Raw genomic sequence first — 20,478 nt, 5'->3', positions numbered from 1 at the left:
GTTATAGACTCGTGAAAAAGTCCCTCTTTTATAAAGATGAGTGAGGAGCGTTAAAGCTCCGCAAGGGAGATTCTAGTGTTCTCGTGTGTTACGGAACTGAATGTCTGGCCAGCGTTCTTGCATCAACTGCAAGTTTACGCGACTTGGTGCAAGATAAGTTAAGTGACCACCGCCATCAACTGAAAGTTGATCATGCGCTTTTTTCTTAAACTCATTCAGGATCTTTTCGTCATCACAATGCACCCAACGAACCGTATGCACACTGACTGGCTCATAAATACAGTCCACTTTATATTCTTCTTTTAAGCGATAAGCGACCACATCGAACTGTAACACACCCACTGCACCCACAATCAGGTCGTTACTGATCTGTGGCATGAAGACCTGTGTTGCACCTTCTTCAGATAATTCTTTCAAACCTTTTTGCAACTGCTTCGATTTCAAAGGATCTTTTAAGCGAACGCGACGGAACATTTCAGGAGCGAAGTGTGGAATACCAGTGAAATGTAGATCTTCACCGCTGGTAAAGGTATCGCCAATCTGGATGGTACCGTGGTTATGTAGACCAATGATGTCACCCGGCCAAGCTTCTTCCAAATGCTCACGCTCGCCCGCAAGGAAAGTCAATGCATCACTGATACGGACATCTTTACCGATACGTACATGATTCATTTTCAAGCCTTTTTCATATTTACCTGAGCAAATACGCATAAAGGCAATACGGTCACGGTGTTTCGGGTCCATATTGGCTTGGATTTTAAACACGAAGCCTGTGAAACCTTCTTCATTGGCATCTACAATACGTTCTTGAGTTGGATGTGCCTTCGGCTCTGGCGCCCAATTAATAAATGTATCCAAGACATGGTCAACCGCAAAGTTACCTAATGCTGTACCGAACAATACAGGGGTTTGTTTACCTTGCAAGAATAACTCACGGTCGAGTGGTTCATTTGCCATTTGCACCAATTCAAGTGATTCTTCAAAAGACGCCCACGCCAACTCACCAACTTTTTCACGAATATCAGCATAGTCATAACCATCACGCACTTCGATATCAGTAATGGTTGAACCAAAACCTGCTTTGTAAACATAAAGTTTGTTTTCAAGCAGGTTATAGACACCTGCAAAGTCACGCCCCATACCTAAAGGCCATGTAATTGGCACACAACGGATATTCAAGACATTTTCAATTTCGTCGAGCAGTTCTAAAGGCTCGCGAATTTCACGGTCCATTTTGTTCACAAATGAAATGATTGGTGTGTCGCGCATACGACACACTTCCATCAATTTAATGGTACGTTCTTCGACACCCTTAGCACCATCGATGACCATCAAGGCTGAGTCAACTGCGGTCAAGGTACGATAGGTATCTTCCGAGAAATCTTCATGTCCCGGCGTGTCGAGTAAGTTAATCGTGTGCTTTTTATAAGGGAACTGCATGACTGACGTGGTAATCGAGATCCCACGTTCTTTTTCCATTTCCATCCAGTCAGATGTTGCTGAACGGTCAGACTTACGGCTTTTTACCATGCCTGCAACCTGAATCGCCTTACCCCATAACAACAGTTTTTCTGTCATGGTGGTCTTACCCGCATCGGGGTGGGAAATAATAGCAAAGGTTCTACGAACCTTTACCTGATTAGCTAATTCATCTTTAAACATGAGAAAAATCTACAATATGTACACAGTTATGTACACATTTCTAAATATGTACCAAAACTGAAAAAAGTGGGAATTCAAAATTGGCGTAATTGTAGCAGATTTAGAGTTATATAGGCATAGTTGGTAATCCAGTGGCTTGGGGAATTGAGCCATCGTTTGGGCACCTACGGAACCACTTAGTTTTATAAACTCAATCTATACCTTTGCTTCGGACTTTTCGGCTTATTTGGGATTGTACGCTCAATCAAATTTGCTTCTATAGCAGGATTCAAGTAATTCTTTTGGAACGTTGCTCGATGAGTTAATCCAACCAATTGCATCAATTCAGCCAAAGTGTAGTCTTCTTGCTTCATTGCCGAAATTAAACGCTGAACTTGGTCGCTCACTTGTACGTCAACTTGAGCGGTAACATGATCGCTATCTTGAGCGGTATCATTTGAACTCAGGATTGCATCTAAGATCATCTGCAAAATATATTCAATAAATGGTGCTGAATCAGTCCGATCGGTACTTGTTTGCAAAGCCTCATAGTAGGCTTTCTGATTTTGATGAATCAAACTCTCAACTGGAATATTAGCAAAGATTGGGTTCCATCTGCTTAATATTAAAGTTTGCCATAGCCTTCCCATTCGACCATTGCCGTCCGCAAATGGATGGATAAACTCAAACTCATAGTGGAAGACTGAGCTTTGAATCAGTGGATGTATATCGCTGTCATTCAACCAATCAAGTAAATCAGCCATCAAACGGTTAATCTGATTCGCAGGTGGAGCCATATGCACCACTCGATTACCTGACATCACACCAACACCACCATGACGATATTGACCGACTTCATCAATCAAGCCTGTCATTAAAATTTGATGCGCTTGTAATAAGTCTGATTCTTGGCTTGGTTGCCACTGCTGAAAAGCTTCATAGGCTTTGATTGCGTTACGAACTTCCTGTACTTCTTTCGGAGGTGCAATTACTGTCTTACCATTAAGGATCGCTGTGATTTGTTCAGTACTGAGAGTATTTCCTTCTATTGCTAGTGAGCCTTGAATGGTACGGATACGATTGGCTTTACGAAGTTTTAGATTGTCTTGGATTTCCTCTAAAACAGTCAAACGCCCTATATTCTCACTGATCTGTGCAATTAGATGGATGATTTTTGATGTGATGGTATAAGGCGGTTGGTATTTCATTTTTGGCTTACTCCGCCAAATTGTGCGTTAGAATAAGGTGTACTACCTTCCCCCCAAGAAATCAAACGTCCTTCAAACTCAGGTACTAAAAACTCAATAAATTGATTTAAATCATGATTATAAATTTTGGCATCCTCTGACTGTTGGGTATATTTTTTATAGCGTTCTTTCCATTTACCCGAACTATCTCTCTCATTCAATAAGTTAGGTTTTCCAGTTACTTTTAAAGTAAGCATAAAATGCTTAATGTAAGCTGGATGATGTTCCATTAAGTTATGAGCTACACTTACCATATCGTTAATATTATTACCAACTGCATAGCCAAATTTTGCACTTAAAATTGAGTTAACCACTGTTTTATAGGGTGCATGTAAAAGGTATTTGGGTGTACTAATTCCCATTAGTTCAAGCTCTTTACGAATAGAGAACCACTGAAGGTTGAATTGACTATCGGTAAGATAATGAGTTTTTACCCATAGCTCAGTAAATTCCGCCAATAATTCAGATTTAGTTTTTGATGGAACTTTTGTTTCAAGATCAACCTGTTCTAGTGATTCGATATATTTCTGAACTTTTAGTTTATCTTTTTGATTCTTACTCTCTTGTAAATAACTATGCCGTAAGCCTAATTTTTGCTTTAACTTTCGATATTCAGCTTCATAATCAAAAAAGTATATTTGCTTTGTAGCTTCGTTCTGAACTAAGTTTTGGAATTCGACAAACTCAGTATTCCACTGATTAATGATTTGATTATTCTTTATTTCAGGCTTTAAATAATGACACTCTAAAGTAAAAGCTTTTGTTTGAATTGACTGAGCAACTGTAGAGGCATTCACTACAAATGCATTTGCATTATTGTTGTAGTAAATATCTTGCATTGACTGCTTCTTCGCTTTTTCAGTCGGCTCAAAATGATTGAAAATCCATAGTAGGCAAGCATTGTTATCTTGATAAAAAATCTTACGATCAATAATGACATTCAAAAAAGTTGTAGAAAGTTGTCCTTCAAAAACAACTAATTGCTTTTTATATAACGAAGATACATCTGGTCTACGCCATTGCTTTAGGTCAATGCTTTTACGAACTTGTTCAATATGAATATCACTAAAAGATTCATCTACTTGTAGACTCTTATATATATTCTCTTTTAGCAATTTATGTAGTTGGGTTTCTTTCGCAATCTGATACTTTAAAGCAGTTTTTTCTTGCTCCGATAGCTGTTTAATATGCTTTACAGGACACTTGAAGTTTGGGGTATTTTCCAACTCAGGAATATGTCTGAAAAAGAATGTTGCCGAAGTGTTGATCTGCATGTGATCTGTACGTCTAGCGAGGGTTACAGGTGATTGACACCAAGCACATGTAAAATGAGGCTTGGTTTTATTCCTTTTATATTGCTCCCTTATTTGACTACGCCATTGTGTAAGTTCCATTTCAGATTGTTGAAAGAATACATCAACATCAATCCACATATTTTGATCGGTATCAATGATATGAATTAACTTCATGTACTCTCCCAACTATTACTTAAATTAGCTTAACAAGCTCTCAATCAGATCGAAGCGCTTATCTTTAATCATAATAAATTTACATTGTCCTTCTGATAAATTAGCCCATAGCTCCCCAATTTGGCGATCATCCTTAGCAGCTTCCCACTTATCAGCCCCTTTATATTCAACCACTAAAATTTTTCCATTAGGTAGTTTACATATAAAATCTGGATAGAAGCGACCATTTCCCTTTTGCAAGTAAAAAGAACAGCCTTCTTTACGAACTAAGTTTCTCACCCAAAACTCAATATTTCCTTTAACTGCTTGCTGATCCAACCAACATGCACAAGCAAACTCTTCACCACTATCAAAAGCCCCAATACGGCCATAGTAATGTTTGTTAAATGTATAATATCCGTATTCACCATTATCATCGCGAGAAGGTGCATAAACATTTGGATGGAAATTAAACTGATATTCTTGTTCGTTTGAGACTGTTATTTGATGAAGCTCATCATTGCCAAATAAGAAATTTTGGTAAGCATCATTAACAGCTTCCTTTCGTAAAATATTAATTCTTTTTTCAATCAACTGACGAATTATATATTTCTGAGTATTTGTTCGAGCCAAATCAAAATCATCTTTACTTAACAAATCATTTAGCCACGCAAGAACAAAATTTCGTTTAGCCTCATGAGTTAATGATTCTTCTAAGATATTCTTACATAACCAAGTTGCTAATTTGACTTCATCCCAATTTTCAGGTTTATACACCAAACCTAAATCTCTCTGAAGTTTTGGAAGAAAAGTAACTTTTACCTTACCTTTAGTCTCATCAATATCTAAAGTTCCAAAATCATTTGAAGCATAAGCTGAATTTAAAATTGAAATATCATCATGCAAAACTTTTGCATCTACTGTTGTTAAATTCCAAGGATATTCAAGAACTTCTGGATCATCAAATAATTGAAGCTCGCCCTGAACCGATAATGCTAATAGTGGGACTTTAAGCTCTTTACCCAATTCCGCAGGTGTCTGAAAATATTCGATAGATTGACGGCTAACCTCGGCCCCTTTCTCAATCTGCTGCACTGACTCTAGTTGTGAAACAGTTTTCGTTAGTTCCACAGTCTCTTCTTTAGTCAACGGGGTAATAATCGTCAATTCATTGGTTTTATTATTCCATTCTACTTTCTTTTTTACCGTAGGTGTAACAGACTTTAAATCTGGCTTTTCAGGTAACGGAATTGTTATTGGTTTCACAATAATTTTAGAATTTCCAAAGTCCAAACGAGCTTGCTCACCCGTACCTGCTTTAACAAATTCAGCCGCTTCTTTAGTATCAAAACCAGCCCCTTCAACTAGGCTATCTCTCAAAGTTTCAGCTGTGTCAGAAAAACTTTTTGATACAACATAAGCATAAGATTGATTTAACTGTTCACTCTGTCTATGTGATGCATTTGGCTGTCTAAGAATACGCCCTAATAATTGCTCAACTGCTGTACTTGATTGCACAGAAGCCATACTCACTAAAATATAAGCAAATGGGCAATCCCAACCCTCAGCTAAAGCTTTTTGAGTAATTACATACTTAATTTTACAAGCCTTATCTAAAATTCCTTTAGGATATTTTGCTGTAATTTCTTCAAGTTCTTTCTCATCTCCTGTAGCAAGAGCGATCTGCTCTCTTGGAATATTCTGATTATTTTCTAGTTCATTAAGTACAGCATAAATATCCAATGTTTCACGAACTTTACTTTTTGCTTCAGCCTGAATAAGTACTATCGGTCTCAGATATTCAAAACCCTGTCTCTGTTCTTCTAACGCTATATGTTCTAAAGACTCTCTTTTATGAATCGCATATGCTAAGCATTGTTGCCAATTTGATTCTGTTTCTAAAACAATCGGCAATTTAATCATTTGTTCTGCTTTTAATTCAGCAGCAGAGACGCTATGTAAAACATTGGTTGGAGTTCTCACTGTATCTGGTGTTGCTGTAAGCTCCATAATGCCACTTGGCTTAAAACGAGCTAACATATCAAAAGCAAGTTCAGTACGACTATTATGTGCTTCATCAACAATAATAAAAGGGCGATGTAATCTAAGAACGTTAGCTAAAGAATTTGGAACTATTAGATCACTCCCTTCTCCCTCTGTTAATAATTCTGACTTTTGTTCTTCTGTTAGATGCTCAAAATGATGCATTAGCGCACCATTATTTTGATAAACTTTTCTACTTTCTTCTTCTTCTACTTGAAAAGCTTGGCGTGTAGCAACAATAACAACTGTTGAAGTTAAAAGCGTTGAACGAGTAATGCTTTTTGCTTCTTCAATATCCATGACTGTGACTTCACCTGCTTCACGTAATGCTGATGAATATGGATGCTGTTTATTTTTTAAAGCAGTAATAGTTTGTTCACGTATCGTCTTACTTGGAACTAACCACAAGATGATACTTTGAGCTACTCTCAAAAAATGTTTATTTATTAGTGCTACACTTTTACTTGCCAACCATGTCTTTCCCCCACCCGTCGGCACACGTAAACAAAAATAAGGCATCTCACTATTAAACCCATTTAATGCATTATAGGTTTGCCCCTTACCCCACAATCGTTCTGTAGTCACATAAAAGGCCGTAGATGCGTTTGCAAACTCATGACAGACTTGAAAATACGCTTTTACACTGTCTAATACTTGATCTTGATATTCTTTAGCAATATACGCAGTCATAGCTTAAACCTCTAAAGCATATGGTGTTTGTTTAAATACAATATTTTCACGTTTAGCCTTGCCCCCTAAACGATTAGCAGCCGCATAAATCACTTTAACTCCTTCAAACTTCGGAAGAACATCAAATACTTGCTTTGTAAGAATATTGCCACCTTGTTCGGTAAGATCTTTTAAAATTCCATTATAAAGTAGATAAATTGCACGACCTTCATAAATTCCCAGTAAAGGAGAGTCCGCTTTTCCTGTATAGCCCGTACCTGTTTCACAAAACCATACAAATTCAGCCAATTGCGAGAATGAAACATCATTGCGTATATGACCACTGGCATTAAACAATGGTTCTTGTGAAAGCTTACAGAATTGAAAACTACTACCCAACCCTTCTATATCTTCCCCATTCCTATTTATATAACCTTTAGTTACTCTTTTAATTCTTTCAAAAGTGACTTTTGTAGCAATATTTTTATCCATTTCAACTAAAATAAACTTTCTATTACTTCCAAAATTTGCATTGAGTTTTAATACTGCATGTGCTGTTGTACCCGAACCCGCAAAGCTATCCAGCACTAACCCATCTTTTGGAGTCACATAATCTATCCATCTTGCTAAAACATCACTATCTTTTGGATAATCAAAAATTTCTGTTTTAAAAATATCTCTCAATTCATTTTTTGCCTGTAAGGCACTTCTATAAAAGTAGCTTCCAGCAACTTGCACTGCGGACTCATCATCAAATTCGTCCTCACCTGTTTGTATTAAGTATGTCTTTCTTATAGGTGGCTCACTATGATCCGCTCTAAAAACAACCTTTCCTAATCCTATCTGTTCTTGCATTTTTTCTAAAGTACTATATCTCCAACCATTCGGCGGAATAGCACAAGGTAAGCCTGTAACAGGATGAATAACATTATATTTAGGCCCATCAGGTTTTGGCCATGACATATTGTCATCACGCCAAATTCCTTTGTTATCAACTTTGGAATACCTTGAATGCTTTTTGGAAGGATGATCTTTCGCTAGATTTTTGTAAAATTTGGATAGGTCTTTTTCAATTGAAGCATAATCATTCTTGTATAACGTTCTTAATCGATTTAGCTCTATAAGAATTTCATCAGCGCCAGGTTTCTTCTCCCGCCATTTTATATTTTTCTCTTTGAGTTTATTTTTATTTCGAGCGTAAATAAGAATATATTCATGCCCTACTGATACATATTTTGCATCATTTTTTCTCCCTTTTTCCCAAACTAACTGACATATAAAGTTATTTACACCCCAAATTTCATCCATAATTAAACGTAAATTTGCTACTTCATTATCATCTATTGAAATTAAAATTACGCCTTCTTCCTTAAGAAAGCTTTTCAACATAGATAGTCGAGGATACATCATACATAACCAACGATCATGTCGATCTAGCGTTTCGCCCTCTTTCCCCACAATCTCCCCTAACCACTTACGGATCTCAGGACTGTTTACATTGTCATTATAGATCCACCCTTCATTCCCAGTGTTATATGGAGGATCAATATAAATACAATCAACTTTTCCTGCATAGCGTGGTAAAAGTGCCTTCAATGCATGTAAGTTATCCCCTTGAACTAAAAGATTGCCGCCCTGTTCATCCTCATTGCATGAAACTCCAGCCACAGGTTCTAGTAATCGATAAGGAACTTCTTTATGGTGCTTTTCAACTGCTTCTTTTCCTATCCAATTTAAAGTAGGCATTAAGTAATCCCAAAAACATAAACTCCTCAATTGGCATAGATTACCATTTTAAAAAGACTCAACCCTAGATTTTTACTCACGCCTTCTCATAAGTGTGACAACCTCTGACGTGCTAATCAATTTGGTCTATTTTAGTTTCATTGAATTAAACTATCTGTATTATGGCTCTGCATATGAATCGATACCTGAGATAAACCAGCCCGTTCAAATCGATATCTCATATATCTAGAAATATCATCTTCGTGTGAGGAAATGATTAATTGCCTATCTTTTAACTCGCAACGTAATAAGTCAGTTAAAGATGCAATATTGATTTCATCTAAGGATTGCACAGGATCATCAATTAAAACTAAAGAGTTCTCGGAATAAACTCTATTTAATGATAAGAAAAAAGCTAGACTCAATGCAGCCAATTGACCAGAACTCATTGCTAGTGTCGCATCATGGTCAGAACTTTCCGCAGTACAGAAGCGAATTTGCTGCCCTTCTGCATAGTCTATAAACAGTCCTAGACCACGTTGATAATTTTGTATTAAGCGCCCACTATAGATATGAAATATTAATTCAATATTAGCGATAATTCTTGAAGAGTAATCACGTTCAGTTTCAATTAGTGTTTTTTTCAACCTAATTATTTTAGCTTTTGCATTTAAGTTTGCATTATATAAATCACTCTTTTCCTTTAACAATTTTTTCGTCTGCTGAAGTTCAAAATCCTTAAAGTCTTTAAACTTTTTATTTACATAGTTTTTCTTATGATTTAAATCATCTTCCAGTAAGTCATAGAAATCTTTATGTTTCTCAAAAGTTACACTTATAGCTTCCTCCCACCCTACAGGTAGAACATCCCCTTCTATTTTTTTTAAACCTCTTAAATTAGAAATAATTTTATCTTTTCTAATTTCCAATTCAATATCATCATCTGTATATTCAGAAGAATAACTTATTGCCATTTTCTCAAGACGAGAACTCAAACCGTTCAAGGTTTTAAAAAAGTTTTGGCTTATATTTAATTTGGTGAACAAATTAATATTAAAATCTTTTAAAAAAGCATCTTTTTCTTTTATATATAACTCTTTAATCAACTTTAACTCAGAAGAAATAATCAAATAGACCTTACTTAGATCTTCTGTTGAACTTCCAATTTCTTTTGAATATAAATCTGAAATCACCCTTATATTTTCAATAAGTTTTTCTACACTTCCCCAATCTATCCCACATAAAGCGCATATAGTTCCATCCTCACCAAAACTTTGCTTATGTTTTTCAAATAAATCCTTTCGCATTTTATTAAGCTCTAATAACTTCGCTTTTTTTTCTGAGAGCAATGCTAATTTCTTATCTTTCTCAATAATATTTTCTTTAAGTTTATCTGAAATAACCACCCCTAAAGAACTTAATTTTGTAATTTCCTCTTGAGAAATAGCATTAAAATCCTTATCCAATATCAATAAAACTTGATCAACCTCTAAGAGTCTTTTATTAATCAATTGAAGATTATCAAAATTACTTATATGCTTACCTATAGATACAAGCAGCAACAAAGAACTATCATTATCAATGATAAATTTTTCAATAGCTGAATTTTGATTTCTTATGCGTATATCTTCTTTTCTTTTACAACACTCTATTAATAGATCAATTTCTTTTATAAAATTATTATAATTTACATCAGCCTCTTGTAAAAAAATTTCTTCATCATCCCATTTTGGGGATGTTCTTTGTGTAGATATTTTTTTATATATAACATCATATTCATTTTCAGAAATATTTTTTTCCAAGATATTTTTTAACTTAGCATCTATCTCATCAATTTCTACCTTTTGTGCTTTTTCCTGTTTTGTTAATTTACTTTCGACTTTATTACAAATATCAATACGTTTCTTTATTTCAGTTGTTTTTATTAGTTCTTCCAAAGCCTTCTTACGATCAGTGATTTTTTTCGAAAAAATAAATTGACTCTGACCTTGGTGTAAATAATTTAACATTGAATAGTTAGAACAAAAACTTTCACCAAAAAACTGTTCAAAAAAATTATTTTCTAACTTATTCTCAGTAGGTTCAGAGTTAAAATCATCTAATTTATATAAACTAAAAATATCAAAATTATTAGCTTTATTATTAATTTCGACTTTTAAATCATTGACAAACCCCAATCTAACAAAAAACAGTTTTTCATCATCATGATCATTCATCAACTCTACTTTAATTTTTAAATCAACCTCACCACCTTTTTTGTTCCAATATAGATTATCTTTAAACTTCTTTTTTGTCTCAACCATCACAAGCTTATAAAGATCTGATATTCTGGATATTTTCCCCGTAAATAGCAATTCAATAGCATCAAAGGTAGATGTTTTTCCATACCCATTTGGACCTTCTAAAGTAATCAATGAAGACTTTTTGAAATCAAATTCTATATTTGTAAATGCCTTAAATGCTTGAATCTGAAGCTTTGATATTTTCCAATTCTTCATTTAATAACTCCGCTATAACCTCATCAATACTATCTGCTTCAAATTTTCCAATAAAATCATAGGTTTTTACTAAATTTTCAACATTTACTTTTTCACTTACACTATCAAACAAATTTTGAAATGATTTACTAAATTTCGGAATTTCTAAGAATGGAAATTTAATAAACACTCTTGTAACTAAGCTATGAAATGAAGGCTTTAGAGGGTCTTTTTTGTACTCATCAAACTCATCCATTTTCTTAATTTGACTTTTAAAATCCCCATAATTCTTTCCAAGAAGTAATTTTTCTTCAGCATCTGAATAATAGAAAAAATATTTTTTAAAATAATACGGATTCTCTTCTATTTCTAAAATCTGTTCTTCAATTCCATTAAAATCATTCAAAAAATCAACTTTATAAATAAGAATTAAATCACAATTTTTTTTAAAAGCAGGATGTTTTTGCAATGTTTCAGGAAGAGATTCATTAATGAGATCATGAATACTTTCAACAGATAATAATTGATCTAAGACATGTACAATCAAGTACCTTTGAGCTTCACCATTTTCTTTAATGAAAAAATCTGTATTATCTAACGATTTTTCCAAAATAAATCCTGAATCAATCACAGCTTCATGCATAATTTTTTTAAGCATTATTCAACTCGCTCTGTGCTATAGGTGTACAAATTACTTTTACAGGAAGCTCTTTCAATATATGATTTTCCGCTTTATTTTCATCGATAGTGATTCGTGTCACACTGTCATTATAAGCATTAATTTCAATATTTTTGTGAACCTCACTACCTGATATTAAAATATTGTACTCATATAAAATTTTTACTAATAAATTATTACTACGAAGTTGTTCTATCAATTTAGCTTTAAATGATTCAGCACGTCTATCTTGCAACTTCAAGGCTGTAGGTAAGTATTTTTTTGAATCTTTAGAATAATGAGGAAGATCAACTAATACAATATTAGCTGAGATATCGGTAATGATTTCAGCATAAGTACTTACATCATCATTCCTTATTTGATCAGAAGATGATAAGCGGATAGATTGTTTTATATATTCTAAATCTGCATCATCCATTTTATAAATATGCTTAAAAACCTCATTAAATAAGCCTATTTGTTGTATTGTAAAATATTCATTACTCTCACATACATAATTTTCCAAAGTATCAGCAAAAAGATTTCGCAATCTTCTCATCTCATATGGAAGATCCTGTACTAAATTAAAGTCTGTAATTAAAATTTCTAAAATTAAATCACTTTCAATTGTATTTTCATAGGCCGCTCTATTCTGACTTGTTCCCCGATGGATCAAGGAATGAATTTCAATAACTTTTGAAGTGATCATTTCTGATAAATAATGATATTTCTGCTCTACAAGTAGCAAAGAGTTTTCCAAAGAATTCTTATTCAAATATTCTTCTATTTTTTCTTTAATTACTCTCTCAATTCGATCTAATTTACAATAAGAATCTTCATCATATTTATAAAATTCAACTATTGCTTTTTTCCGCTATTATGTAGCAACAGCACAATAAATAGAGTGATTCGCCATTTAAAATAATTCCTTTACACATAAGGAAAGGGATTATGGCTGAATCACATATCGTATCAGGATTAACTAAAAAACGTGCGGAATTGCTTGGTCAAATTGAAGCACATCAAAAAGAAATTCAACGTATCTCTGAAATGCTACTGCATGTAGATCACACTATTAAGTTATTTTCACCTGAATTTGATCTAAGAAGCGTTAAATCTAAGCGTACAAATCAAAGAAACCCTTATTTTGGAAGAGGTGAACTACAGTCATTAGTCTTAACTTGCTTGCGTGAAGCAAAAGAGCCAATGAACTACAAAGATTTAATGATGAAAGTTTTGGACATTAAAGGCATAGATTCATCTGTAGGCAATGATATTTCACCTAGCTTCATCAAAGTGCTGAACCGATTAAGAGATAAAGGTATTATTATAGCCCATAGCAATCATCGTCCTCATTTGTGGGGCATAGCGGATTAGCAGACTAAACGCTCTGATTTACGCTTATTGCCCTGCCAATAGCCACACCAATCTTTATGTGTTCGAGTTTGAGCGCATTTCATTAAAATATCAGTAAAGATTTCACCATTCGACCATCTACGAGTATCTTCACGATAAGCAGCTTCATTGGCATAGTTGGCAAGGTACATCACACCAAACTTGTGCATCTGCCCTAACTGCATACGTCTGAACCGACTAAAATAGCTTTCAGCAAGATTATTGGTCACACCATCTTTAGAACGGTATTCATATTGATGATTGACACGCTTAGTCGTGAAACGAGCATTTAGTGTATCGTATGCGGTACTTTCATCTGCATGGATTGTTGAGCCGTGTTTGATATGCTGATTGGCAAGATGATTAATGTCTTTTTGGTTTTCACTATAAACTACATAAGTTTTGGTTTTATCAGCACCTTGTAGATTACTGTTCATTGCTTTTTGGCGTAGTACCACAATGCACCGTTTATTTGGATTTTGATATTCAGCCTTGCGCCGATCTACACGGTCATCCTTGTGGTTTTTAGGGCGTACATAGCCATTTACATACGCACCATCCATGTGAACATCACCTGATAGTAATTCATCGTCACGCTGATCTATAAGGCTTTCACGGATTTTATGTGCCAATACAAAAGCAGTCTTATACTGAACACCTAAATCCCGACCTAACTGCAAAGCAGATAAGCCTTTTACAGCGTTAGAGTAAATGGCAATAGCAGCTAAATAGATTTTGAGTGGTAGTTTGTGAAAGGCAAAGATCGTACCTGATGTTACGCTGAACGTATGATTACAGCACTTGCAACGCCATTGCTTGCGTCCACGTATGAAATAGTGATGATCTTGGGTATCGCAATGAGGGCATATCGGTTGTTCTTTTCCCCACCGCATTTCTTTGAACAATAAGAAAGCTTGTTCATGGGTGATTTGCATAATTTCATATACAGATAAAGTACGAGCCTTTGCTGATAGTAGGAAATGTTGCTTAGATTCTTTTTTCATAAAATCACCCATCACAAACAAGATATGCTTAATATATTGTAATAGTTTTAATCATCAAATATAATGATTTAAAATATTATAGCGACATGCTATGTCGTTTATCTTTTATGAGGTCAAACCGTGAGTGACGATGAATGGAAAGACTATGCCAAAGGCTTAATTAAGGCAGAAATTGCCCGAAAAAATATAAGCCTGATTGATCTATCCAAAAAGCTTGAAGCAATGGGTATATCAGAAACACCACAAAACATTAGCAACAAGATCAATCGTGGTACGTTTGGGGCAATATTTATGCTTCAAATACTTAAAGCGATTGATTGTAAAGAAATTCGACTATAACCACTTACCAAACCTAAATAGGATATTCTTAATGTCTGATAATTCACTGAAAAAAGGCAGATACACACGCCATAGCAATAAAATTGGGCTTTACTCCACAAGCCATGATCGAATTGGTTTTTTAAATAATAATAACGATGTGGTTTTAAGCTTCCCTTTTAAAGATACTGTGCTTGAAGCAGGTATGAGTAAAGAGGATTCAGGGCGTGAAGAACGCTTTTTACATCAAGAAATTGATGGAAAAGATATTGATACGTTATTTGAGCCAAAAGCATTGACTAATTTTCAATATTATTCGCACCCTTGCACAGCACAGCACAGCACAGCACAGCACAGCACAGCACAGCACAGCACAGCACAGCACAGCACAGCACAGCACAGCACACAGTAGACGAATCTGAAACTAAAATAAATTTTTTTGATCAAAATGGTGAATTACAACAAAACCTTTTAATTAAAGGTAATAACCTACTCGCTTTGCATTCTTTGAAGCAACGATTTTCTAATGCAGTAAAATGTATATTCATTGACCCACCTTATTATTTTATAGATACAAAACCTGCGGACACTTTTGCATATAATTCAAACTTTAAATTATCCTCTTGGTTGGTTTTTATGAAAAATCGCCTTGAAATTGCTAGAGAGTTTTTAAAAGAAAACGGCATTATTTTCATCACTATTTCAGATGATGGCGCACATTACCTAAAGGTATTAGCAGATGATATTTTTGGACGGGAAAATTTTATTGCGGATGTAATTTGGCAATCAAGAAAATCTATTTCTAGTGATGGTTTATTATCTATTTCAAGCACACACGTTCTTACATACGCTAAAGACAAAACAGCAATCAATAAGGCTCATTTTAAATTAGCCTTGGATATAGAGGGTTTTGATCTTGAGGATGAACTAGGTAAATACAAAATTGAACCATTTGATGCTCCTAATGTCCGTGAAAATTTAGAATATAAGATTACCAATCCTAATAATGGAGATGTTTATACGCCACCTAAAGGTCGTCATTGGCGTACAACAGAAAAAGAATACCTCAGTTTACTTGAAAGAAATCGCATTCAATTTGGTTCAAAGGGCTTAACTAAACCACAATTAAAAGTATATTTAGAAGATGCTATTGAAGCAGGTAAAGGAAAAGCTGCATCAACACTTTGGTCTGATGTAACACCTGATACAATTTTATGGACTTCTACTGATACCACCACAAACGCAACAAAGCACCAACAAGCCATGTTTGGTGATGTTGTATTTGAGAACCCAAAACCTGAAAATCTAATTCAACGTGCAATAGAACTATCAACTGATGAAAATGACATCGTTCTAGACTACCATTTAGGTTCAGGAACAACATGTGCTGTCGCTCACAAGATGGGACGCAGATGGATTGGTATTGAGCAAATGGACTACATCGAAGATATAACCAAAGCTCGCTTACTGAAAGTCCTTGAGGGTGAACAAGGTGGTATTTCTAAATCGGTGGATTGGCAAGGTGGTGGTTCATTTGTTTATTTTGAGCTAAAAAAATATAACCAAGATTTTTTAAATCAAATTATGGCAGCGAATAGCAAAGGCGAATTGGATGAAGTCTATGCTGATATGGCTAAAAATGCCTTTCTAAAATTTTGGTTTGATAAAAATGAGTTTGAAAAGGACGAAAACTTCCGTTCCCTTGACTTAGATCAACGCAAGGAATTGTTGATTAGCATTTTGGATGAAAACCAATTGTTTCTTAACCATGCTGATATGCGTGACAGTCGTTACCATGTTTCAGAAGAAGAAATGAATTTAACCGATTTATTCTATGGTGCTAAAAATGACTAAACGTGTAAAAAATAAAGTTAAAGATACGCTAGACCAATTTTTATTTAGTCAAATTGAATCTAACCCTGAATATCAGGAATGGGTGCAAGATTACAAACTCCCGACTTATATAACTGATAACATCTCAAAGACATTACGTGATTATCAAGAAGTTGCGATCAAGCATTTTATTTGGTTATTTGAGCAAGACCCTGACAAAGCAAAGCATCTACTTTTTAACCTAGCGACAGGGACGGGTAAAACGCTCACGATGGCTGCTGCTATTCTGTATCTATATCAAAAAGGCTACCGCAATTTTGTGTTCTTGGTACACCAATTGCAAATTAAGAATCAGGCGGTAAAAAACTTCACCGATTATAAATTTGACAAGTATTTATTTAATCCTAAAGGGGTTAAATTAAATGGTAAAACTATTCATATCCGTGCGATTGATCGCTTTCAAGATGCCCAAAAAGATGCGATTAACTTCATGTTTTTCAGCACAGCACTGTTATATAATCGCCTGACAGAAGACAAGGAAAATAGCTTAACTGCTCAAGATTTTGCGGATAATGCTGTTGTGGTGATTGCCGATGAAGCACACCGTTTAAACGTAGATACACGTAAAAAACTCAAGAAAACCGATGAAGAAGATATTCGCAATTGGGAAACGGCTGTTCAATCGGCAATCTATGCTCGTCCCGATAATTTACTGTTAGAGTTTACCGCTACCGTAGATTTAGAAAACCCTCTCATCCATAAAAAATATCGTGATAAGTTGATTCATCGTTACGATTTTCTGCAATTCAATAAGGATGGATACAGCAAGGAAGTCGGCTTCCTTTATAACGAAGAAACGCAGATTGAAGATCAAAAGCGTTTATTGGTCATCAATGCGGTTGTGATGAGTGAATACCGCAGATTACTTGCTGATCGTGAAATGAATGTTGAGATTAATCCGATTATTTTGATTAAATCCACTAAAATTGCTAAGAGTGAGGAAGATCGGGAGTTTTTCCATAAAGTAATTAGTTCACTCAAAATAAGTGACTTAGATCATTTAAAAAACTTAAGTTCAGGCACACAGCAATCACTCATAGAAGAAGATCGAAACCGATTTATCTCTCAAATGTTTAGTTGGCTTGGTTCACGAAAATCAGGGCTGGTATCCTCTCAAGACCCTAATGGCTTAAATGCGTTTATTGCTGAAATTAAAATGCGTTTTCGTGAAGATAACAGCATGCCGTATAACAGTAAGGAGAAGGAGAAAGCATATCTACTTCCTCATTTAGATAGTAAAAGAAATGTCATTCGAGCAATTTTTTCTGTTAATGCACTCAATGAGGGATGGGATGTATTAAGCCTGTACGACATCATTCATTTTGATATTTCAGAGTCTAAAAAAGTATCACTACAAGATATTCAGTTGATTGGTCGTGGTGCAAGATTGTGTCCATACAAACTGCCAAGAGCTTATAAGATTTCTCAAATTGGAGGGTTATTTGATGAAGAACATAGTTATGAGTTCGACCCATTCAAACGTAAATTTGATAATGCACCTCATGAGCATGGGCGTATTTTGGAAACTTTCTTCTACCACTTTGTTAAAACAGGCACGTTCTTAGATAACTTGCAATATGCCTTACTCGATGAGGGAATTGTCAATAAAAGTATGGAAAAACGGACGATTAAACTCAAGTCCGAATTCCTCAATAGTGAAACCTATAGAAAAGGTTTTGTATTGGTTAATCAACAACTACACCGCAGTAAAACAACGGATACAGAAATTGATGCTACTTTTAGGAGGGAAATCAAAGCAAGTACCTACCGACTTTATACAAGAAGCTTAACGGATAAAGAGCAAAATAGTATTCAGGCAGGGATTCAGTATAAAACCATTCATTTAACGGATGAATACTTTTCACCGTTTATTATCCGTAAGGCATTAATGTCATCAGAAAATAATTTCTTTCGATTTAACCATCTGAAAAATCATATTGTTGGGATAGAGAGCATTGATGAGTTGATTGAAAAATATCTACCTTTATATGAGATTAAATATTCGTATTCGGAAGGTAAGGATATTGATCAACTTGAAGCCCATGAAAAACTGCAATTATTGGTCGGTGTGATTCTACCCGAAGTGCGTAAAGCCATAGATCGGCACATGCCACAAATTACAGGAAGTCATATTTTTAGACCAAAATCACTGTCGTCTATCTTTCAGCAAGAAAAGAACATCTACTTGGTTTCATTCCCTATCCAAGATTTAGATGGTGAAACAAGTGATCATGCACCTGATGAACGTGCAAAACCACAGTCAAGCCATGACAACCCCGATCTACAGTTTGATGTTGAAACTGCCGATTGGTACGCCTACAGTGAGAACTATGGCACAAGCGAAGAAAAACGCTTTGTTAAGTTTGTTGCAACTCAGATTGAAGAGCTTAAATCACGCTACAAGGGTGCAGAAATTTACTTGATACGCAATGAACTGGACTATTGGTTGTTTAGTCCTAAAGATGGTCGAAGGTTCAGCCCTGACTATATGCTGATCATTAATGATGCTGAAAATGGCGAAATGTACTATCAATGCCTAATTGAGCCTAAAGGCGGTCATTTACTTGAAAAGGATGCTTGGAAAGAGGAAGTATTGATAAGTTTGGACGATGAAAGCCAAATTGTTTTTGACGCAGAACAAGATGATTCAAAAAACTATGTTGAGTTCTTAAATGAAGTCAAATCGCATGGTTATAAAGAGGTCAAGTGTTTAGGCTTTAAATTCTACAATACAGAACCACGCACTGAATCAGAGTTTGCCATTGATTTCCAAACAAGAATGCCGAGTTAATCTCGGCTTTTTCTAAATGTAAGCAATTGATTATTATATCTTTGTGCGGTTGCTACATAATATCGCTTTTTTCTCATTTTCATAATCACTAGAATCATCAATTTCATTAGCTATATGGAAGTATCTTTTTGTATTAGGACAACAATCTATACATATTTTTGACGACTTATTTAGTGCTTTTTCAAATGCAGATCTATAAGGAGATGCCTTAGCCTTAACTTGATGAACCGATATTGCAATACCATCCGAATAAATGGCAAAGTCATCAGTACTATCCAACTGTAAAGCAAATTTCTTGACTTCTTTCCCCTCGAAGCTTTCATCCAATAGAAGCTTAATAGAATGAAAAAGTGCTATCTTTCCTTGATAGACGAAGCCTCCCCAAGATGATATTGCACTGTCAGGCAGCTCCTCTGTCATATAAAACCCTATTATTTATAAATTTTATTTCTTTCTAATATACATGAAATCTATTTCTTTGCAAAAACTAAACTACTTCAAATTTGGGAGCTTTCGCCCCCTAACTATCGACTTGCTAACCTTCGCTCAATCCATTGGTTTACCTCAAATGCCGACCAACCAACACAATTCACACTCAACTTAATTGGCTTAGGAAATGTTGAATCTAACATTTAGATTGAGGATTAAGTTTTTCATATATAACTGAACGGCTAATATCCGTAACTGCAATGACTTCTTTAATCCTAATGATTTGGTTTATGTGAAATATCTAATCATCTGATAAATACGTTTTATTTCTCCAACCATTATCAAAACTAAATTTAGAAAATGGACTAATTCACCGCCCTAACACTCCCTTGCCCTTGTTGAATATCCTCTACAGAACTTGGCTCCTTAGAGAGTTTAGACTTCGCCTTGACTTCAAACTCAAGCTGAGTTTGCTCAGCCTCATCAGTATAAAAATCCTCCACTAAATCTAATCCTTCCTCCAAATTTATCTCAAACTGTGCATTACTAGAACTTAATCTAGCTGTTGCATCTAAAGCATTTTGATTAAAGCTTACAGCTTTACTTTGTTGGTCTATTTCCTTTGCTGCTTAAATCGTATATTGAAGATTCACCACATGCTGTAAAGTTAAATTCACGCAATTGATTGCGAGATGTAAAGTAAGTAACTCGTCACTTTGAATAATAAGTCACTTAATTTT

At 34.9% G+C, this 20,478-nt stretch carries 15 protein-coding genes and 2 pseudogenes; 5 read left to right on the top strand and 12 right to left on the bottom strand.

The genetic code is table 11. From position 1 onward, the window contains the following. Positions 1 to 72: 72 nt before the first annotated feature. From F896_RS03385 to F896_RS03420, 8 genes are all read right to left on the bottom strand, one after another. The gene (locus tag F896_RS03385; RefSeq protein ID WP_016164787.1) at positions 73 to 1,662 is read right to left on the bottom strand and encodes a peptide chain release factor 3; all 1,590 of its coding nucleotides are present in this window, start codon (positions 1,660 to 1,662) and stop codon (positions 73 to 75) included. A gap of 182 nt (positions 1,663 to 1,844) precedes the next feature. Continuing rightward, entirely contained in the window at positions 1,845 to 2,849 is a 1,005-nt protein-coding gene (locus tag F896_RS03390) for a Fic family protein (protein WP_005146746.1), read from the bottom strand. After that, positions 2,846 to 4,357 carry a DUF6035 family protein gene (locus F896_RS03395; protein ID WP_005146747.1) on the bottom strand — a complete coding sequence of 504 codons (1,512 nt, stop codon included), beginning with the start codon at positions 4,355 to 4,357 and terminating at the stop codon, positions 2,846 to 2,848. Before F896_RS03395 ends, F896_RS03390 begins: the two co-directional genes overlap by 4 nt. 24 nt (positions 4,358 to 4,381) lie before the next feature. Continuing rightward, a complete protein-coding gene (locus F896_RS03400; protein ID WP_005146748.1) occupies positions 4,382 to 7,069 on the bottom strand; it encodes a DEAD/DEAH box helicase family protein in 2,688 nt (895 codons plus the stop codon). 3 nt (positions 7,070 to 7,072) lie between these two features. Continuing rightward, entirely contained in the window at positions 7,073 to 8,794 is a 1,722-nt protein-coding gene (locus F896_RS03405) for a site-specific DNA-methyltransferase (protein WP_016164786.1), read from the bottom strand. 137 nt (positions 8,795 to 8,931) lie between these two features. Continuing rightward, on the bottom strand, positions 8,932 to 11,271 hold the full coding sequence (locus F896_RS03410; RefSeq protein WP_005146752.1) for an ATP-binding protein: 2,340 nt from the start codon (positions 11,269 to 11,271) through the stop codon (positions 8,932 to 8,934). Then, positions 11,228 to 11,908, bottom strand: coding sequence for an ABC-three component system middle component 1 (locus F896_RS03415; protein ID WP_005146753.1), 681 nt, complete (start codon positions 11,906 to 11,908; stop codon positions 11,228 to 11,230). Before F896_RS03415 ends, F896_RS03410 begins: the two co-directional genes overlap by 44 nt. Next, the gene (locus F896_RS03420) at positions 11,901 to 12,770 is read right to left on the bottom strand and encodes an ABC-three component system protein (RefSeq protein WP_322783590.1); all 870 of its coding nucleotides are present in this window, start codon (positions 12,768 to 12,770) and stop codon (positions 11,901 to 11,903) included. The genes F896_RS03415 and F896_RS03420 overlap by 8 nt, the downstream gene beginning before the upstream one ends. Before the next feature lie 89 nt (positions 12,771 to 12,859). Between F896_RS03420 and F896_RS03425 the strand changes: the two genes are divergently transcribed. After that, complete coding sequence (locus F896_RS03425; protein WP_002121608.1) at positions 12,860 to 13,285, top strand: hypothetical protein; 426 nt, start codon at positions 12,860 to 12,862, stop codon at positions 13,283 to 13,285. Here F896_RS03425 and F896_RS03430 read toward each other — a convergent pair. Continuing rightward, positions 13,282 to 14,307 carry an IS1595 family transposase gene (locus tag F896_RS03430; protein ID WP_002121625.1) on the bottom strand — a complete coding sequence of 342 codons (1,026 nt, stop codon included), beginning with the start codon at positions 14,305 to 14,307 and terminating at the stop codon, positions 13,282 to 13,284. The two genes, F896_RS03425 and F896_RS03430, sit on opposite strands and share 4 nt — an antisense overlap. 120 nt (positions 14,308 to 14,427) lie before the next feature. Between F896_RS03430 and F896_RS03435 the strand changes: the two genes are divergently transcribed. From F896_RS03435 to F896_RS03440, 4 genes are read left to right on the top strand one after another with little or no spacing between them, the layout of a single operon-like run. Further along, positions 14,428 to 14,646 carry a DUF6471 domain-containing protein gene (locus F896_RS03435; RefSeq protein ID WP_002121548.1) on the top strand — a complete coding sequence of 73 codons (219 nt, stop codon included), beginning with the start codon at positions 14,428 to 14,430 and terminating at the stop codon, positions 14,644 to 14,646. Positions 14,647 to 14,677: 31 nt separating this feature from the next. After that, positions 14,678 to 15,037: a hypothetical protein gene (locus F896_RS20920; protein ID WP_016164784.1), complete on the top strand. Its 360-nt coding sequence runs from the start codon at positions 14,678 to 14,680 to the stop codon at positions 15,035 to 15,037. Continuing rightward, on the top strand, positions 14,950 to 16,479 hold the full coding sequence (locus F896_RS20240) for a site-specific DNA-methyltransferase (RefSeq protein WP_228130627.1): 1,530 nt from the start codon (positions 14,950 to 14,952) through the stop codon (positions 16,477 to 16,479). Before F896_RS20920 ends, F896_RS20240 begins: the two co-directional genes overlap by 88 nt. Next, positions 16,472 to 19,309, top strand: coding sequence for a DEAD/DEAH box helicase family protein (locus tag F896_RS03440; protein ID WP_002121599.1), 2,838 nt, complete (start codon positions 16,472 to 16,474; stop codon positions 19,307 to 19,309). Before F896_RS20240 ends, F896_RS03440 begins: the two co-directional genes overlap by 8 nt. 33 nt (positions 19,310 to 19,342) lie before the next feature. On the opposite strand, the gene F896_RS03445 is transcribed toward F896_RS03440, so the two are convergent. The 3 genes and pseudogenes from F896_RS03445 to F896_RS21465 form a co-directional block, all read right to left on the bottom strand. Beyond that, positions 19,343 to 19,729: a hypothetical protein gene (locus F896_RS03445; RefSeq protein ID WP_016164781.1), complete on the bottom strand. Its 387-nt coding sequence runs from the start codon at positions 19,727 to 19,729 to the stop codon at positions 19,343 to 19,345. A gap of 104 nt (positions 19,730 to 19,833) precedes the next feature. Further along, positions 19,834 to 20,039 (bottom strand): annotated as a pseudogene (locus tag F896_RS20575) (helix-turn-helix transcriptional regulator). Between the two features lie 64 nt (positions 20,040 to 20,103). Further along, positions 20,104 to 20,415, bottom strand: a pseudogene (locus tag F896_RS21465) (hydrolase or metal-binding protein); the annotation flags it as partial. Positions 20,416 to 20,478 lie beyond the last annotated feature (63 nt).

This window comes from Acinetobacter genomosp. 15BJ (genome assembly GCF_000400715.1).
In the GTDB taxonomy this organism is placed as follows: domain Bacteria; phylum Pseudomonadota; class Gammaproteobacteria; order Pseudomonadales; family Moraxellaceae; genus Acinetobacter.
The sequence above is the reverse complement of the archived record's forward strand: the minus strand, read 5'-3'. Positions and strand labels throughout refer to the sequence as shown.

What these genes read in the sequence shown, in the direction of transcription:
- F896_RS03430 (WP_002121625.1), bottom strand. Translation starts at nt 14,307, where the DNA reads ATGAAAAAAGAATCTAAGCAACATTTCCTACTATCAGCAAAGGCTCGT.
- F896_RS03425 (WP_002121608.1), top strand. Translation starts at nt 12,860, where the DNA reads ATGGCTGAATCACATATCGTATCAGGATTAACTAAAAAACGTGCGGAA.
- F896_RS03440 (WP_002121599.1), top strand. Translation starts at nt 16,472, where the DNA reads ATGACTAAACGTGTAAAAAATAAAGTTAAAGATACGCTAGACCAATTT.
- F896_RS03445 (WP_016164781.1), bottom strand. Translation starts at nt 19,729, where the DNA reads ATGACAGAGGAGCTGCCTGACAGTGCAATATCATCTTGGGGAGGCTTC.
- F896_RS03415 (WP_005146753.1), bottom strand. Translation starts at nt 11,908, where the DNA reads ATGCTTAAAAAAATTATGCATGAAGCTGTGATTGATTCAGGATTTATT.
- F896_RS03390 (WP_005146746.1), bottom strand. Translation starts at nt 2,849, where the DNA reads ATGAAATACCAACCGCCTTATACCATCACATCAAAAATCATCCATCTA.
- F896_RS03410 (WP_005146752.1), bottom strand. Translation starts at nt 11,271, where the DNA reads ATGAAGAATTGGAAAATATCAAAGCTTCAGATTCAAGCATTTAAGGCA.
- F896_RS03385 (WP_016164787.1), bottom strand. Translation starts at nt 1,662, where the DNA reads ATGTTTAAAGATGAATTAGCTAATCAGGTAAAGGTTCGTAGAACCTTT.
- F896_RS03395 (WP_005146747.1), bottom strand. Translation starts at nt 4,357, where the DNA reads ATGAAGTTAATTCATATCATTGATACCGATCAAAATATGTGGATTGAT.
- F896_RS20920 (WP_016164784.1), top strand. Translation starts at nt 14,678, where the DNA reads ATGTCTGATAATTCACTGAAAAAAGGCAGATACACACGCCATAGCAAT.
- F896_RS03400 (WP_005146748.1), bottom strand. Translation starts at nt 7,069, where the DNA reads ATGACTGCGTATATTGCTAAAGAATATCAAGATCAAGTATTAGACAGT.
- F896_RS03405 (WP_016164786.1), bottom strand. Translation starts at nt 8,794, where the DNA reads ATGCCTACTTTAAATTGGATAGGAAAAGAAGCAGTTGAAAAGCACCAT.